General features: G+C 66.7%; 14 protein-coding genes. 5 read left to right on the top strand and 9 right to left on the bottom strand.

Features of this window, described 5'->3' with window-relative positions; translation table 11 throughout:
• Positions 1-181: 181 nt before the first annotated feature.
• Positions 182-1,006: an alpha/beta fold hydrolase gene (locus tag JQX08_RS08550; protein WP_205347945.1), complete on the bottom strand. Its 825-nt coding sequence runs from the start codon at positions 1,004-1,006 to the stop codon at positions 182-184.
• Between the two features lie 36 nt (positions 1,007-1,042).
• On the bottom strand, positions 1,043-1,549 hold the full coding sequence (locus JQX08_RS08545; RefSeq protein WP_205347944.1) for a hypothetical protein: 507 nt from the start codon (positions 1,547-1,549) through the stop codon (positions 1,043-1,045).
• Positions 1,550-1,778: 229 nt separating this feature from the next.
• Between JQX08_RS08545 and JQX08_RS08540 the strand changes: the two genes are divergently transcribed.
• The 4 genes from JQX08_RS08540 (at position 1,779) to JQX08_RS08525 (ending at position 5,585) form a co-directional block, all read left to right on the top strand.
• Entirely contained in the window at positions 1,779-2,057 is a 279-nt protein-coding gene (locus tag JQX08_RS08540) for a Rho-binding antiterminator (RefSeq protein WP_205347943.1), read from the top strand.
• 26 nt (positions 2,058-2,083) lie between these two features.
• Positions 2,084-2,707 carry a cysteine hydrolase family protein gene (locus JQX08_RS08535; protein ID WP_205347942.1) on the top strand — a complete coding sequence of 208 codons (624 nt, stop codon included), beginning with the start codon at positions 2,084-2,086 and terminating at the stop codon, positions 2,705-2,707.
• A 216-nt stretch (positions 2,708-2,923) separates the two neighbouring features.
• Complete coding sequence (locus JQX08_RS08530; protein WP_205347941.1) at positions 2,924-4,276, top strand: nucleobase:cation symporter-2 family protein; 1,353 nt, start codon at positions 2,924-2,926, stop codon at positions 4,274-4,276.
• A gap of 454 nt (positions 4,277-4,730) precedes the next feature.
• On the top strand, positions 4,731-5,585 hold the full coding sequence (locus JQX08_RS08525) for an outer membrane protein OmpK (protein WP_205347940.1): 855 nt from the start codon (positions 4,731-4,733) through the stop codon (positions 5,583-5,585).
• Positions 5,586-5,640: 55 nt separating this feature from the next.
• On the opposite strand, the gene JQX08_RS08520 is transcribed toward JQX08_RS08525, so the two are convergent.
• The 5 genes from JQX08_RS08520 to moaA all read right to left on the bottom strand — a co-directional run bounded on the left by JQX08_RS08520 (position 5,641) and on the right by moaA (position 14,783).
• The gene (locus JQX08_RS08520; RefSeq protein ID WP_205347939.1) at positions 5,641-10,176 is read right to left on the bottom strand and encodes a DEAD/DEAH box helicase; all 4,536 of its coding nucleotides are present in this window, start codon (positions 10,174-10,176) and stop codon (positions 5,641-5,643) included.
• A 183-nt stretch (positions 10,177-10,359) separates the two neighbouring features.
• Positions 10,360-10,797 carry a nucleoside deaminase gene (locus JQX08_RS08515; protein ID WP_205347938.1) on the bottom strand — a complete coding sequence of 146 codons (438 nt, stop codon included), beginning with the start codon at positions 10,795-10,797 and terminating at the stop codon, positions 10,360-10,362.
• 208 nt (positions 10,798-11,005) lie between these two features.
• On the bottom strand, positions 11,006-11,833 hold the full coding sequence (locus JQX08_RS08510; RefSeq protein WP_346727584.1) for a substrate-binding periplasmic protein: 828 nt from the start codon (positions 11,831-11,833) through the stop codon (positions 11,006-11,008).
• 383 nt (positions 11,834-12,216) lie between these two features.
• On the bottom strand, positions 12,217-13,575 hold the full coding sequence (locus tag JQX08_RS08505) for an 8-oxoguanine deaminase (protein ID WP_205347936.1): 1,359 nt from the start codon (positions 13,573-13,575) through the stop codon (positions 12,217-12,219).
• Between the two features lie 212 nt (positions 13,576-13,787).
• On the bottom strand, positions 13,788-14,783 hold the full coding sequence (gene moaA / locus JQX08_RS08500; RefSeq protein WP_205347935.1) for a GTP 3',8-cyclase MoaA: 996 nt from the start codon (positions 14,781-14,783) through the stop codon (positions 13,788-13,790).
• Between the two features lie 247 nt (positions 14,784-15,030).
• On the opposite strand from moaA, the gene JQX08_RS08495 reads away from it, so the two are divergent.
• Positions 15,031-15,669 (top strand): TetR/AcrR family transcriptional regulator, encoded by a 639-nt coding sequence (locus JQX08_RS08495; protein WP_205347934.1) that lies wholly within the window; start codon positions 15,031-15,033, stop codon positions 15,667-15,669.
• Positions 15,670-15,721: 52 nt separating this feature from the next.
• Here JQX08_RS08495 and JQX08_RS08490 read toward each other — a convergent pair whose 3' ends face one another.
• Positions 15,722-16,144, bottom strand: a complete 423-nt coding sequence (locus JQX08_RS08490) for a hypothetical protein (RefSeq protein WP_205347933.1) — start codon at positions 16,142-16,144, stop codon at positions 15,722-15,724.
• A gap of 219 nt (positions 16,145-16,363) precedes the next feature.
• Entirely contained in the window at positions 16,364-16,804 is a 441-nt protein-coding gene (locus JQX08_RS08485; RefSeq protein WP_205347932.1) for a GlcG/HbpS family heme-binding protein, read from the bottom strand.
• Between the last annotated feature and the right edge of the window lie 291 nt (positions 16,805-17,095).

The raw sequence follows: 17,095 nt of genomic DNA, 5'->3' as shown, positions 1-17,095 counted from the left end.
TTTCCCCGGTCCGGCCAGATTTCAAAGCCCGCCTTGTGCGGGCTTTTTTTCGTCCGCACAAAACAACGCCGCGCCCTTCGGGAGGTGCGCGGCGTGTGATTGCGTAGGTTGGGTTGAGACGCGCAGCGACGATACCCAACGCTGCCGACCATCCGGCCACGTTGGATATCGGTAGGCGCCGCTAGCGCTGCAGAAAGCTCAGCAGATCGGCGTTGAGCTGGTCCTTGTGGGTGTCGGTCAGGCCATGCGGCGCGCCGGGGTAGACCACCAGCTTGGCGTCCTTGATCAGCTTGGCGGAGGCCAGCCCCGCCGCGCCGATCGGCACGATCTGGTCGTCGTCGCCGTGCAGCACCAGGGTCGGCACGTCGAACTTCTTCAGGTCCTCGGTGAAATCGGTTTCCGAGAACGCCTTGATGCAGTCGTAGGCACTCTTGTGCCCGGCCATCATGCCCTGCATCCAGAACGCGTCGATCATCCCCTGGGAGACCTTCGCGCCGTCGCGGTTGAAGCCGTAGAACGGCCCGCTGGCGATGTCCTTGTACAGCTGCGAACGGTCGGCCACCGAGCCGGCGCGGATGCCGTCGAACACTTCGATGGGCAGGCCGCCGGGGTTGGCGTCGGTCTTCAGCATCAACGGTGGCACGGCGGAAATCAGCCCGGCCTTGGCCACCCGTCCGGTGCCGTGGCGGCCAATGTAGCGCGCTACTTCGCCGCCGCCGGTGGAAAAGCCGAACAGCGCGGCGTTCCTCAGGTCGAGGTGCTCGATCAGCTCCGCCAGGTCGTCGGCGTAGGTATCCATCTCGTTGCCGTCCCACGGCTGGCTGGAGCGCCCGTGGCCACGGCGGTCGTGGGCAATTACGCGGTAGCCGTGGCCGGCCAGGAAGAACATCTGCGACTCCCAGCTATCGCCGTTCAACGGCCAGCCATGGCTGAAGACCACGGGCTGACCTTTGCCCCAGTCCTTGTAATAAATCTGGGTTCCATCGCGGGTGGTAATGGTGCTCATGAAGCGCTCTCCGTATGAATGGATAGGAATGGCAGTTCAGTGATGCAGGCGGGCCGGGGAAGCTGCGGCAAGACGCCGCGAACGTAACTTGAGCATCTGGTAGGTGAGACCGATGAGGAAGATCGCCACGGCGATCAGCAGCGCAGTCTGCACCGCCGGCGAGTCCGGCCCGTGCCCGATGGGGTCACCGGGCGGCACGCGGGACAGGGTTTCGTTGAGGCCAGGGATCATCAGCACGAAGTAGCTGAAGGTCATGCTGGCGACCTCCAGGTAGGGCCGGCCGTTGCCCAGCCAGGTCATTTGGTCGGCGTAGCGCCCGACCAGAATCGCCGCCAGGGCGACCAGGCCCAGCGCGTGGCCGACATTGAAGCCGCCGCTGCTGGACAGGCCGAACGAGGTGACCACCGAGGCGAGCATGCCGTACAGGTACCAGTTGCCCAGGCGCAGCGCCGGGGCGATGCGGCCGTCGCGACAGAAACCGTAGGCGCCGACGATCACCGGCAACAGGCTGAGCGCCGTATGAAGGATGCCGAGTGCGGACATGGCCTGCACCTCCTACAGTAATTCCGTCAGGGAGGCGCACAGCGCCCGCGGAAACACTCCCGAAGGCTCGCTGCAAGGGATGTGGACTACCGGCAAGACAGGCGCCCGCCGACCTATCCCCGGAGATTGCCCACCGGGAGAATTCTGATCGTAGTCGACAATTGGCCGCGCTACTGCCCGGCAACCGTACGCTCGTTCCATTTACTGCGAGAGATTTCCGGAGCCGCCCATGCAGCCCTATCAACCGCTGGCCTGCGAGCTGTACGACCACCTCGAAGTCGCCTGCCTGTATGGCTATCGGCTGAAGGTCGAGCTGACCGACGGCAGCACCCTCGAAGCCCAGGCGCTGACCACCCGCACCAATGCGGCGAAGGAAGAATTCCTCTGCCTGCGGGGCGCCGACGGCCCGCTGGAAATCCGCCTCGACCACTTGCTGGCAATCACCCCGCTGGACGCCGGCAGCCGCTTCGGCCGTGTCGAGCTGGGCGGTACGCGTTGCCCGAGCTGATCCCCCTACCCCAGGAGCCGCCGACCATGTCTGCACCTCGCTATTCCCGCGACCACACCGCCCTGCTGCTGGTCGATCCCTACAACGACTTCCTCAGTGAAGGCGGCAAGCTCAACGCGCGGGCCAAACCGGTGGCCGATGCGGTGAACACCCTGGCCAACCTGCGTGCGGTGGTGAGCGCGGTGCGCGCTGCGCAGCTGCAGATCTTCTACGTACCGCACCACCGCGCGCGCCCCGACGACTTCGCCGCGTGGAAGCACCCCAGCCCCTACCAGCTCGGCGCCAGCCGCGCGCAGGTGTTCGCCGTGGACAGCTGGGGTGGCGAATGGCACCCGAACTTCCAGCCGCAAGCCGGCGACGTGGTGGTGCAGGAACATTGGGGCGGCAGCGGCTTCGCCAACACCGACCTCGACCTGCAGCTCAAACAGCACGGCATCCAGCAGGTGATCCTGGTCGGCATGCTGGCCAACACCTGCATCGAGTCCACCGGCAAGTACGGCGCCGAGCTGGGCTACCACGTCACCCTGGTGCGCGACGCCACCGCCGCCTTCTCGCCGGAGGCCATGCACGCCGCCCACGAGATCAACGGGCCGACCTACGCCCACGCGATCCTCAGCAGCGCCGAACTGATCGCTGCGCTGCAAGGCTGAACCGCCATTCTGGCCGGCCAACCAGGCCGGCGAGGGGCGAAAGAACAGCGCGACCTGCCATGCTTTTGCCAGCAATCTTGTATACAAAAACAGTTTGAATCCACTACACATCCTGCGTATAAAGCTCAGCACCCCGCCGCGTCGCCCCGGTCAGCCATGGCTGCTCTGTGCCGGAGCGGCCACCACGACTGACAAGAACAACAATCGAGGTGCTGCATGTCCGAGGCTATCCCAGGCCGTCTCGCTCCATCGCCCGTGGATCAGCGCCTGCCGCTGCTGCAACTGCTGCTGGTTGGTTTCCAGCACGTCCTACTGATGTACGGTGGCGCCGTCGCTGTGCCGCTGATCGTCGGCCAGGCCGCCGGCCTGTCCCGCGAAGAAATCGCCTTCCTGATCAACGCCGACCTGCTGGTCGCCGGCATCGCCACCCTGGTGCAGTCGCTCGGCCTCGGGCCGATCGGCATCCGCATGCCGGTGATGATGGGCGCCAGCTTCGCCGCGGTCGGCAGCATGGTGGTGATGGCCGGCATGCCCGGCGTCGGCATCAACGGCATCTTCGGCGCGACCATCGCCGCCGGCCTGTTCGGCATGCTCATCGCTCCGTTCATGAGCCGCATCGTGCGCTTCTTCCCGCCGCTGGTGACCGGCACGGTGATCACCTCGATCGGCATGAGCCTGTTCCCGGTGGCGATCAACTGGGCCGGCGGCGGCAGCGAGGCCGGCAGCCACTACGGCGCCCCGGAATTCCTCATCCTCTCCTCGGTGGTGCTGCTCACCATCCTGCTGATCAGCCGCTTCATGACCGGCCTGTGGGTGAACATCTCGGTGCTGCTCGGCCTCGGTCTCGGCTACCTGCTGGCCGCCTGCTTCGGCATGGTCGACCTGGGCGGCATGGACAGCCGGCCATGGTTCGACGTGGTCACCCCGCTGCACTTCGGCGTGCCGGAATTCCACCTCGCGCCGGTGCTCGCCATGTGTCTGGTGGTGGTGATCATCTTCGTCGAGTCGACCGGCATGTTCCTCGCCCTCGGCAAGGTCACCGACACCGAGATCAGCCCGCAGCGCCTGCGCCGTGGCCTGCTCTGCGATGCCGGCGCGTCGTTCTTCGCCGGCTTCTTCAACACCTTCACCCACTCCTCGTTCGCCCAGAACATCGGCCTGGTGCAGATGACCGGCGTGCGCAGCCGCTACGTCACCGCCACCGCCGGGGTGCTGCTGATCGGCTTCAGCCTGGTGCCGAAGGTGGCCTTCCTGGTCGCCTCGATTCCACCGGCGGTGCTTGGCGGCGCCGGCATCGCCATGTTCGGCATGGTCGCCTCCAGCGGCATCCGCATCCTTCAGGAGGCCGACATCGGCGACCGCCGCAATCAGCTGCTGATCGCCGTGAGCATCGGCATGGGCATGGTCCCGGTGGTGCGTCCGGACTTCTTCGCCAACCTGCCGCACTGGCTGGAACCGATCACCCACAGCGGCATCGCCATGACCTCGATCTGGGCGGTGGCGCTGAACCTGCTGTTCAACATGTGCGGCCAGGACCGCCAGCACCTCTGCGGCAGCCACAGCCACTAAAGCGCCGCGCCACCGACAGTTGGTAAAGGCAGGGCGGGTCTATCCCGCCCTGGCTGTTTTCGTCGCTCCTCCTCGCGCTTCCCTGCCTGAATAAATGTGCACAATGCGCTAACAAATTGTTACCCATGCTGTGCACATATTGTTATAGTCGGTCCAACCTGACTTTCCGGACAACTTTTGACGTTGCCGGCGCTGCCCGTTCACGGCCAGCGGTAAGCCCACGACCGAATAACAACAAACGGCAGGCTGACAGATGACCCCACATGCATTGCGCGCACTCGCCCGCGCACCTGGCTATCGCAACCGCTCGCGTCGCGACTCCGGCCAATCGCTCTCCTCTCCGAATTCGTTGCTGCTGGTCCAGCCCATCTGACGCCTTGCGCCAGATGCGACGGACCGCGGCTGCGTTGTGTTTGCCCCACTCATAACAACACCAACCTGGAGATCCACTTCGATGAACCGTTTCGTGACCACCCTGATGTTGGCGGGCGGCCTGGCTTCCAGCGCGCAAGCGATGGCCGGCGACATGCTGCAATGGCAGGACAACAGCCTGACCTACCTGTACGGCGAGAACTTCCAGCGCATGAACTTCAACGATGAAGAGCAGCGCACCCAGACCACCTTCACCTTCGAACATGCCAGCGGCTGGGCGTGGGGCGACGTGTTCTACTTCCTCGACTACATCCGCGCCGACAACAGCCAGTACCGGGGCAGCTTCGACAACGGCACCTTCCGCCAGCACGAGAAGAACAGCTTCTACTACATGGAATTCTCGCCGCGCGTGAGCCTGTCCTGGCTGACCGGGCAGAACCTCGCCGCCGGCCCGATCAAGGACGTCAAAGCCGCCTTCACCCTGGAGAAAGGCGACGGCGGCCCCGGCACCGAGAACTACCTGTACGGCATCGGCCTGGACTGGAACGTACCGGGCTTCGCCTTCCTGCAGACCAACCTGTACCAGGTGAAGATCAACAACCAGGTGTTCTTCGCCGACAGCAACAGCAACGGCTACGCCACCCAGCTCACCGTCGCCGGCGCCTACCCGTTCGCCGTCGGCGATCAGGACTTCGTGGTCGACGGTTTCGTCGACTGGCGCTCGCCGTCGGACGAAGCCAACACCCAGACCTCGGTCGGCTCGTCGATCCAGATCAAGTGGGATGCCGGCAAGGAATTCTTCGGCGAAGGCCGCAAGCTGTACGTCGGCACCGAGCTGAACATGTGGCACAACAAGTACGGCGTGAAGCCGATCGACGGCTCCACCGACGGCTTCGATCAGACCGCGGTACAGGCGATCGTCAAGTACCACTTCTGATCGCACGGCGCGCGCCCTGCAGCACCGTCGGCCTGTACCGCGGGGCTGCAGGGCTTTAGCGCAGCGTCACTGCGCGCCGCGCACCCCGCGGCGCCGCACTCGGCTGGCGGATCAGCGCCGCCTGCCACTCGCCGGCGGTGAACGCATCGGCCGCCTGCAGCAACTGCACCTTGCCGGCCACCAGCGTGGCCACCGGCACCCCATCACGGAACAACAGGCGATTGCCGACCAGCGCCGGCACCTTGCTGCCGTTCAGCACGGTACCGAGCAGGTTGAGCGGATCGCTCGCCGACAGGCCGATCAACGTGCCATCCGCCGGGCGCTTGCGCACCTCGCGGAGCAGGCCGACCGCTTCCGGCAAGGCGAACTGCTCGCCGGACAGCCCGGCGACGAAGCGTCCGCCACGAATCTCGCCGCGCGCCTCCAGACGGTGATAGACCCGCAACAGCTCGCGCCAGGACGGCAGCCAGTCGGCCTCGCGTTCGAGCAGCCGCCAGCAGACCACGCCGTAGCGGCGCAGCAGGGTGCGCGCGATATGCTCCAGCGCCTCGGCCGGCACCCCGTCGCCCGCCTCCGCCTCGCCACGACTACGCAGCAGCGCCCAGCGTCCGGCGTCCTGCAGGCTGGTCAGCGCGGCCCGCGCACGCCGGTCGGTGCGGCTGCGCTTGGCCGCCGGCAGCAACAGCGAGCGCAGCCCGGCGAAGCTGTCGGCGTGCACAAGACCGAGACTGACCAGTTCGCCGAGGGCATCCTCCAGTTCGCTGCGCAGCAGGTGCGCATCGTCCATCAGCTCGTCGAAGAACAGCGCACCGTGGGTGAGCAGCGCCTGGCGCACGCGCTCGGCCCGGGGCGAAGGCTCGATGCTCGGCGCCGCACCCACGCAGCTGCGCCACAGCCCCAGACCGCGCCGCGGCAGCAGCACGATCGGCGTACTGCGCAGCGGCCCGCTGCTTGCGTGGTTGCGGCCTGAGGATGGCCGTCCAACTGGCCGTCCCGCGAGCCGACACCAGAGCAGGCGGCCGGCGCGGCACAGGTCGTCCAGCCAGGTGATGCCGTAGTCGGCCACCCGGCTCGGCAGGATCTCGCTCTCCCAGGCGCCGGCCGCCGCCTGGAAGCCCTCCAGCTGGCCGAGCACCCCGGCCAGCGCCTCGACCCCGCGCACCTGGCTGCTCGGCGCCACGCGCTGCCAGTCGAACAGAAAGCGCATGAAATCGGCACGCTCCACCGGTTCGATCTCGCGGCGCAGGCGCCGCACGGTGTAGCGGTGAATGCGCGCGAGCAGGTGGCGCTCGCACCACTCCTCCTCGCCCGCACCTGGCGTGAAGCGGCCGCGCAGCACATACCCTTCGCGCTCCAGGGCGAGCAAGGCGGACTGCACGCGTGGCGCCGCCAGCTGCAGGTCGGCGGCCAGGCGCGCCAATGGCAGCGGGCCGAAGCCGGACAGGCGCGCACGGACCACCTCGACCGCCGCCGCGTCGGCCTCCCAAGCCTGGTCGTAGCCGGCCGGCGCGCTGATCGTCGGCTGCGCCAGGGCTTCCGGCAGCAGCGCCTGCCACTGACTGAGGCGCTCGGCGGCCAGCCACAGCAGCGGGTGACCGTCCTGCTGCAGGCAGGCGGCACGCTTGCCCTTGGCCAGTTGCGCCAGCCATTCCGCCCAATCCGGTTGTGCGGCGGCTTCCGCCGGGGTGATGGCGGCCAGCGCCATCAACGCCTCGTGCATCTCGTCGAGGTTGCGCGCCTCCGGCCAGGCTTCCTCGGCCACCGCGACGATGGCCTCGGGGTCCAGCGCGCCGAGGTCGTCGCTCGCCGTCGGATCGCTCCAGCGCCGACTCTGCACCGCCTGGGTGCGTCGTTCTTCCAGCGGCGCGTCGTCGAGGTAGGCATAGGGCCGCGCGGTGAGGATTTCGCTGGCGAGCGCCGAGGGCGCCGGCAGGTCGCGGGCGAGCAGCTGTACCTCGCCACGTTCCATGCGCCGCAGCAGGGCCAGCCAGGCCTCGGCGTCCATCGCCTCGTGCAGGCAATCATCGAGGGTCTGCGCGACCAGCGGATGCTCGGGAATCTCGCGCTCGCCGACCAGGTTCTCCTGGCACGCCACCTGGTCGGGGAACACTGCCGCCAGCAGGTCCTCGCTGCGCATGCGCTGCAACTGCGGCGCCACTTTGCGGCCCGCCGAGAAGCGCGGCAGGGCCAGCGCGGTGGAAGCGTTCCAGCGCCAGCGCACGCCGAACAGCGGCGCATCGAGCAGCGCCTGGACCAGCACCTGCTCGGCGGTGTTCGAGTGCAGGTAGCGCCACACCTCGTCGAGCGGGAAGCTGTGGCTGGTGGACAGCGAGAGGATCAGCGCGTCCTCGGTAGCCGCCGCCTGCAATTCGAAGTTGAAGCTGCGGCAGAAACGCTTGCGCAGCGCCAGGCCCCAGGCCTTGTTGAGGCGGCTGCCGAACGGCGAATGGATGATCAGCTGCATGCCGCCGGACTCGTCGAAGAAGCGCTCCATCACCAACCGTCGCTGGGTTGGCAAGGCGCCCAGCGCGACGCGGGCGCGCGCCAGGTACTCGACGATCTGCTGCGCGGCCGGCTCGGCAAGGCCGAGGTCATCGGTGAGCCAGGCGATGGCGGCGGTCAGGTGCACGCCGTCCGCCAGCATCGTCTCCCCAGGGCCACGCGTAGGAGCGGATTCATCCGCGATCGGGGCGGCCTCAGCGCTGCCGGCATCGCGAATGAATTCGCTCCCACCTAGAGCGCTGTCCGCGCCCAATCGCTGTTCGATCTCCTCGCGCAAGCGCGCCACCCCGGCGGACAGCTCGTCGGTGCGCCCCGGCGCCTCGCCGAGCCAGAACGGAATGCTCGGCGGCATGCCATGGGCGTCCTCGACGCGCACCCGCCCCGGCTCGACGCGAAGGATGCGATAGGACTGGTTGCCGAGCTGGAACACGTCGCCAGCCAGGCTTTCCACGGCGAAGTCCTCGTTGACCGTGCCAATGCTTTGCCCCTGCGGCTCGAGCAGCACGCTGTAGTCGCCGGTCTCGGGGATGGTGCCGCCGGAGGTCAGTGCGGTCAGCCCGGCGCCACGCCGGCCACGCAGGCGGCGGTTCACCGCATCGCGGTGCAGGTAGGCGGCACGCACTCCGCGCCGACCGCTGTAGCCTTCGGCGAGGGTCTTGAGCAGCGCGTCGAAGCTCGTCCGCGGCAAGTCGGCGTAGGGCATGGCGCGGGTCAGCAGGCGGTACAGGGCGTCCTCTCCCCACTCCTGGCAGGCCACTTCGGCGACGATCTGCTGGGCCAGCACGTCGAGCGGCGCGCGGGGAATACGCAGCGCGTCCAGCTCGCCGCGCCGTACGCAATCGAGCAAGGCGGCGCACTCGATCAGGTCGTCGCGCGACTGCGGGAACAGGCGGCCCTTGGGCAACCCGCCGACGCTGTGTCCGGAACGCCCGACGCGCTGCAGGAAGCCGGCGATGCTGCGCGGCGAACCGAGCTGGCAGACCAGCTCGACGTCGCCGATGTCGATGCCCAGCTCCAGCGAGGCGGTGGCCACCAGCACCTGCAGCTCGCCGCGTTTGAGGCGCTGCTCGGCATCCAGGCGCAGCTCCTTGGCCAGGCTGCCGTGGTGCGCGGCGACCGCCGCCTCACCGAGGCGCTCGGACAGGTGGCGACTGGCGCGCTCGGCCAGCCGCCGGGTGTTGACGAACACCAGCGTGGTGCGGTGGCCGCGCACCAGCTCGGCGAGGCGGTCGTAGACGCTCTCCCAGGCCTGATTGCTCATCACCGCCTCGAGCGGCACCGGCGGCACCTCGATGGCCAGGTCGCGGGCCCGACTGTGGCCGATATCGATGATCGCGCAGTCGCGACTGCCGTGAATCGGCGTCTCCCGTGGCTCGGCGCTGGGCAGCTCGCCCTGGCGGCCCATGAGGAAGTCGGCAACGGCGTCGATCGGTTTCTGCGTGGCGGACAGGCCGATGCGCAGCAGCGAACGGCCGCACAACGCCTCCAGGCGCTCGGCGCTGAGCATCAGGTGGCTGCCGCGCTTGCTGCCGGCGATGGCGTGGATTTCGTCGACGATCAGGCTGCGGCAGTCCTTGAGCATTGCCCGCCCGGAGGCCGAACCGAGCAGCACGTACAGCGATTCCGGGGTGGTCACCAGGATGTGCGGCGCGCGCTTGCGCATCGCGCCGCGCTCGACCTGGCTGGTGTCGCCGGTGCGCACCGCGGTGCGGATGTCGACGTCGGGCAGGCCGAGGCGCTCGAGTTCGGCACGGATGCCGGCGAGCGGTTGCTCGAGGTTGATGCGAATGTCGTTGGACAGCGCCTTGAGCGGCGAGACATACACCACGCTGCAGCGATCCGGCAGCGCGCCGTTATGCGCCAGGCCCTCGTGGACCAGTTCGTCGATGGCGGCGAGAAAAGCCGTGAGGGTCTTGCCCGAGCCGGTCGGCGCGGCGACCAGGGTCGAGCGTCCGCTACGGATCGCCGGCCAGGCGGCGGCCTGGGCAGCGGTCGGCGAAGCGAAGCTGGCGTTGAACCAGGCGACAACCGCCGGATGGAAACCATCCAGGGCGGCGCCGAGATCGGGGGACGCGGAAGTCGGGGCCATGCTGCCCACTATGGTGCCGTGTGCAGCGGGTCTCAAGGCCGTTGATCAGGGGAGTCGCCTGCCCTCACCCTACGTGGGCCGCCCAACCCTCTCCCGGCGGGAGCAGGTCCGCGAAGTGCCTGACCTCGACACCAGTCCGGTCCCCTCTCCCCTTGGGAGAGGGCTAGGGTGAGGGGCGTACCGTTACTCGCCAATATCCTCATTCCACAGCTCCGGGCTGCGCGCAATGAAGGTGCGCATCAGCTCGACGCAGCGCGCGTCCTGCACCACCTCGACCTGCACGCCACGCGAACGCAACAGATCTTCCTCGCCGAGGAAGGTCTGGTTTTCGCCGACGATCACCTTGGGGATGCCGTACAGCAGGATCGCCCCGGAACACATCGAGCACGGCGACAAGGTGGTGTACAGCACGCTGTCGCGGTACACGCTGGCCGGCTGGCGCCCGGCGTTCTCCAGCGCGTCCATCTCGCCGTGCAGCGTGGCGCTGCCGTGCTGCACGCGGCGGTTGTGGCCGCGGCCGATGATCTTGCCTTGGTGCACCAGCACCGAGCCGATGGGAATGCCGCCCTCGTCCAGGCCTTGTTGCGCTTCATCGATGGCCGCCTGCAGAAATGCATCCATGGAGTCTCTCCGTTCGAGTGGGGCTGTGATCCGAATAGCGCTTAGAGCCGGTTTACGATCTTCTGAATTAGAGCCAGACAAGGCAAAAGGGGCCGAAAAAGCGCAGATTACGGCGTGTAAATGAGCATTTTTAGGCCACTTTTAACGCAGTATGGCCGCGAGTCAGGAGATCGTAGACCGGCTCTTGCGTTGCAAGGCGCACGCCAGCTCACGGCTGGGCGTTCGGCTGCTCCTTGGCGCGCTGGCGCTTGATGAAGTCGACCTTCCACTGCTCCATGCCGACGAACTCGGAGTTGATGTTTTCCTCGACGCGGTAACGGCTCTTGAGGGCAGCGAGCTCCTCCGGGTGTTCCTTGAGGAAACGGTCGAAGCGCTCGATCAGCTGCGGGTGCTTGAGCGTCGACAGGTGATAGGTGCCGCGGCTGTACGGCAGGCTGGAGTCGAACACCAGCGCGTTGGACGAACTGTTGCTGTAGTTGAGCGCGTGAATCGCCACCTCGACGTTGTAGTAGCCGCCGTCGGCCTGCTTCTTCAGCGTGGTCCGGATCATGTCGCGCAGGTCGCGGCTGTCGACGCGTGTCAGGTGCTGCGAGTCGATAGCCTCGCGGTACTGCTCCGGCGTCCAGCCGCCGACCACGGCGAGGCGCTTGAGGTGCTGGATTCCCTTGCCGCGCTGCAACGGCGCGACCAGCACACCGTCGATGAAGTCCGCGGTCGAGGTGCTGTAGACCACGGGTTTGCCGGCTTTCAGCTCCTTGGCCCAGTACGGGCTGTCGGGGTACTTGAGGTCGATGCGCCCGTCGAGCAACTCGCCGAGCAGGTGGCTTGGCTCGACCGGCTGGTAGCGCAGCTCGATGCCGGCATCGCGGGCGAAACGGTCGAGCAGTTCGCGAGCGAAGCCGCTGTAGCGGCCCTGCGCATCGACGCTGAAGTACGGCTCGAAATCGGCCTGCTCGACGCCGACCACATAGGTTTCGGCGTGGGCGATGCCGGGCAGCAGACTGGCGAGCAGGCAATACGGGAGGTAAGGCTTCACAGGACTCTCCATAGCGGGTGAATGCCACCCGGTAACACCTCGCGGGCGGCGGCGAATCCAATCAAGATTCGCGCCAGTTTCTGACTTATGGGACAGCTTTTTGCCAAAGCTGGCGTTTGCGCACAGATCGGCATGCGCAGCGCCGGGCGTTTATTGGGTTCCCGCCTGCGCGGGAATGACGCGGCTGGGGAGCTGCGTAGGAGAGAGGGAATGCCAGGTCCCTCGTCGTCCCCGCGCAGGCGGGGACCCAGTGGCGTGCAGCGTGCGCAGCGCAGTGATCAGCCCCACGCCCCGTTCTGGGTTCCCGCCTTCGCGGGAATGACGGGGTTCGGGGGCTGCGCAGGAGAGCGGGAATGCCGGCCCGGGCGATCACCGCCAGCGCTTTACTCGCCGCTCACCAGGCTATGCGCCAGGCTGTTGTGGCGCTCCAAGACGCGCGGCAGGTCGACGGTGACCAACTGGCCGTCGCTGACCACCACCCGGCCGTTGATCACGCTCCAGGCGACCTGGGCCGGCGCGCAGAACACCAGAGCCGCGAGCGGATCGTGCAGCGCGCCGGCGAAGGCGATCTGGTTCAGGTTGAAGGCCACGAAGTCGGCCGCCATGCCCGGCGCCAAAGCGCCGATGTCGTTGCGGTTGAGCACCTTAGCGCCGCCCAGGGTGGCGATTTCCAGCGCTTCGCGGGCGGTCATCGCGTCCGGGCCGAAGCCGACGCGCTGCAGCAGCAGGGCCTGGCGCACTTCGCCGATCATGGTCGCGCCGTCATTGGAGGCCGAGCCGTCGACGCCCAGGCCAACCGGCACGCCGGCGTCGCGCATCTTGCGCACCGGGGCGATCCCCGAAGCCAGGCGCATGTTCGAGCACGGGCAGTGGGCGACACCGGTGCCGGTGCGGGCGAACAGGTCGATGCCGTGCTGGTCGAGCTGCACGCAGTGGGCGTGCCACACGTCATGGCCGACCCAGCCGAGGTCTTCGGCGTACTCGGCCGGGGTCATGCCGAACTTCTCGCGGCTGTAGGCGATGTCGTTGACGTTCTCCGCCAAGTGGGTGTGCAGCGACACGCCGTACTGGCGCGCCAACACCGCGGCCTCGCGCATCAGGTCACGGCTCACCGAGAACGGCGAGCACGGCGCCACCACCACGCGCAGCATCGAGCCGTGGCTGGCATCGTGGTAGTCCTCGATCAGGCGCTGCGACTCCTTGAGGATGTCGGCTTCCTTCTCCACCACCGAATCCGGTGGCAGGCCACCCTGGCTGCGGCCGACGCTCATGCTGCCGCGCGCGGCGTGGAAGCGCATGCCGATTTCCTTGGCGGCGTGGATGCTGTCATCCAGTTTGCAGCCGTTCGGGTAGATGTACAGGTGGTCGCTGGAGGTGGTGCAGCCGGAGAGAATCAGTTCGGCCATCGCCGTCTGGGTCGACACCTCGATCATCTCCGGGGTCAGCCGCGCCCAGATCGGGTAGAGGTTGGTCAGCCAGTTGAACAGCTCGCCGTCCTGCGCCGCCGGCACCACGCGGGTGAGGCTCTGGTACATGTGGTGGTGGGTGTTGACCAGCCCAGGAATGACGATGTGCCCGGTCATGTCCAGCACCACGTCGGCGCTCTGCGGCAGCTCGTGGCTCGGGCCGACCTGCTTGATCAGGTTGTCCTCGATGTACAGGCCACCCTCTTTGATCTCGCGGCGACCGCCGTCCATGGTCACCAGCAGATCGGCGTTTTTCACCAGAAGCGTCTTAGCCATGCAAATAGTCCTCGGCCCCGGGGCGGGCGATGTTGTTGTCAAAGTTTAGAAGGCGAGACCGGCGTCATCGGGGCTGCTATGGCAAGGCGCGTCATCGAAGCGCAGCGCCCACTCCCGGCGGGCTTACTGCACTTCCCACATCCATGTGGGTCGCTGTACGACTAGTACGGCGAGATGGCGCAACGCCGCCAGAGCGGCTCCGAGGGCGTCGGTCAGCCGCCGGTCATGCTCATGAAGCGGACGACTTGCACTTGCTGGTCCGCTTCGAAGAAGTGCCGTTCGGGCTTCAGTCGCAGCGCCTCGATCAGCGCGCCGCGCAGCCGCTCACTGTCGCCGGGGTGGCGACGGATCAGCGCTTTGAGGTCGAGCGCGCCTTCATGGCCGAGGCAGAGCACCAGCTTGCCTTCGGCGGTGACGCGTACGCGGTTGCAGTCGCCGCAGAAGTTGCGGCTGTGCGGAGAGATGAAGCCGACCTGGGTGTCGCTGCCGAGCACCTGCCAGTAGCGCGACGGCCCGCCAGTGCGGTGGCTGCTCGGCAGCAGCTCGAAGCGCTGCGCCACCCGCTCGCGCACCTCGTCACTGGTGCACAGGGTGACCTTGCGTTCGTGGCTGGAGATGCTGCCCAGCGGCATCTCCTCGATGAAGCTGATGTCGATGCCCTGGGCGACTGCGAAGGCCACCAGGTCCTGCACTTCGTCGTCGTTGCGGCCCTTCTGCACCACGGTGTTCAGCTTGACGCGGCGGAACCCCGCGTGGCGTGCCACGGCGATGCCCTCGAGCACCTGGTCGAGGCGATCGCGGCGGGTGAAGGCGGCGAAGCGCTCGCGCTGCAGCGAGTCGAGGCTGATGTTCAGGCGGGTGACGCCGGCGGCGCGCAGGTCGGCAGCCATGTGCGCCAGCTGCGAGCCGTTGGTGGTGATCGCCAGGTCGTCCAGCTCGCTGCGCTGGCCAAGGCGGCCGAGCAGGCTGAGCAGGTTCTTGCGCACCAGCGGTTCGCCACCGGTGATGCGCAGGCGTTTGACGCCGAGGCCGATGAAGGCATCGGCCACGGTGTAGAGCTCTTCGAGGGAAAGTATCTGCGCCCGCGGGGCGAAGACCATGTCCTCGCTCATGCAGTAGGTGCAGCGAAAGTCGCAACGATCGGTGACCGACAGGCGCAGGTAGGTGATGCGCCGGCCATGCGGGTCGAGCAAAGCGTTGTCTTGCATCGTGGAATTCTGCCGCAGCACGCGCCGGAAGAGAGGCTTCGGCGGCATGGACGGATGGCCAATAAAAACAGAAAGCGATTTTTTTGTATACAGGTTTTCCGACCGATTTCCTGCCCACCGATCGCCTGCAAACCGCTGCGGAGCCGAGCGGACGCTTGCTTGAGCGCCGCGCAAAGCCGGTGCTACGATGCCCGACCGCCGTCGATCGCCCTGCGCGACGACGACAGATCTGGAGCCAAAGGGGCTTATGAGCAGCATACGCGAACGCAACAAACAACAAATCCTGCGCGCGGCCAGTGAAGAATTCGCCGACAAGGGCTTCGCAGCGACCAAGACCAGCGACATCGCGGCCAAGGCCGGCCTGCCCAAACCCAACGTCTACTACTACTTCAAGTCGAAAGAGAACCTCTACCGCGAGGTCCTCGAGAGCATCGTCGAGCCCTTGCTGGCGGCCTCCGCGCCGTTCAACGAAGGCAGCCATCCGCACCTGGTGCTGAAGGACTACATCCGCTCGAAGATCCGCATTTCCCGCGAACTGCCCTACGCCTCCAAGGTGTTCGCCAGCGAGATCATGCACGGCGCGCCGCACCTGACCGCCGAGCAGGCCGGCCAGCTCAACGCGCAAGCCAAGCACAACATCGACTGCATCCAGCGCTGGATCGATCAGGGCCTGATGGCCAAGGTCGACCCGCATCACCTGCTGTTCAGCATCTGGGCGGCGACCCAGACCTACGCCGATTTCGACTGGCAGATTTCCACGGTCACCGGCAAGGCCAAGCTCGACGACGCCGACTACGAGGCGGCCGCCGAGACCATTATTCGCCTGGTGCTGAAGGGATGCGAAGTGGTCGAGCCGGGTGCCAGCGAGCAGGTCAAAAGCGCCTGACCGCAGTGCTACACCGCTAAGAAGAAGCCCCGCCATGAGCGGGGCTTTTTAGTTACCAGTGGCCGTTGCCGTGACCGCGGCCACGACCGCCATAGCCGTCGCGACCATAGCCGCCGTTGTAGTAGTGCGCCGGTCCGTAATAGACCGGCACCGGACGGTAGTAGCGCGGCGGCGCGACGAACACCACCGGCGGGCGGTAGGCCGGATAGGCCTGGTAGTAGACCGGTTGCGGCGGCGGGTAATAGGCCGGCGGAGGTGGCGGATAGTAGGCTGGCGCCGGCGCATAAACGACCGGTGGCGGCGCAGGCTGGACATACACAGGTGCAGGGTTCGATCCGGCAACGATGGCTCCCCCGACCACGGCACCGACAACTGCGCCAATGGCGGCGGCATCGCTGTTGCTGTGGGCTGCCGCCTGGCCGGCAAGCACCAGTGAGCCGCACAGCAGGGCAAGTTGGGGAACACGGCTAAGCATGGCGCACCTCCTGAGATTCCGGCGCTATGCCGGTATCTATATGACAACCGGCCTAAGCGGATCGTAACGCCGCCAGGGTAAAGGTTATGTAAAAGGCGCCAGACGGTAGGCCCTGCTTTGCGGCCACAAAAAAAGGGGGCGATTGCTCGCCCCCTTTTCTACTTTCACCACAGCGAATTGCATGGGTGGCGCTACGCTCTACCCTCCTCCGCTCGGCCGTTACGCGGCCACTCCGGCGTCGGCCTTCAGGCCCGCCGATTCGACGCCGCTGATCGCGCACTGCTCGTCGATGTCCGAGGTGTCGCCGCTGATGCCGATGGCGCCGATCACTTCGCCCTGCGGATCGCGGATCAGCACGCCGCCCGGTGCCGGCACCAGGTTGCCGTCGGCCAGATTGTTCACCGCACCGATGAACGCCGGACGCTGCTGCGCGTCGGCGGCGATCAGGCGCGAGCCCTTGCCCAAGGCGACCGCGCCCCAGGCTTTGCCGATGGCGATCTGCGGTCGCAGCATGCTCGCTCCGTCCTCGCGCAACAGGCTGATCAGGTGGCCGCCGGCGTCGAGCACCGCGATGGTCAGCGGCGCCGCGCTCAACTCGCGGCCGGTGGCCTGGGCGCGCTGGGCGATGCGGGTGGCGGTTTCCAGATTCAACGTACTCATCGTTTTATGCCTCTTGTAGTGGATAAGAACTGTTGCGGCTCGCAAGGCGTCCGACTCTGGCAACCGGACGCAAGCCGTGCATGCGACCCACTATCCCACCTAAAACAAAAAACTCAATAGTCACATACAATTTTTGTTTTCTTTGTATACATACCTTCAGAATCGTTTGTAAAAAACCGCTGAAACCCCGATCAAACGGGCGTTTCAAAAGCCCTCACCCTGTCACGGAAAAATAGTTGACCGCCGAGTCGAGCCCTGCCTAGAATCCAGCCAAAGCAGTTTTGTATACAA

This window comes from Zestomonas insulae, assembly GCF_016901015.1.
Lineage (GTDB): Bacteria > Pseudomonadota > Gammaproteobacteria > Pseudomonadales > Pseudomonadaceae > Aquipseudomonas > Aquipseudomonas insulae.
This window is presented reverse-complemented; position numbering and strand designations above follow the sequence as displayed.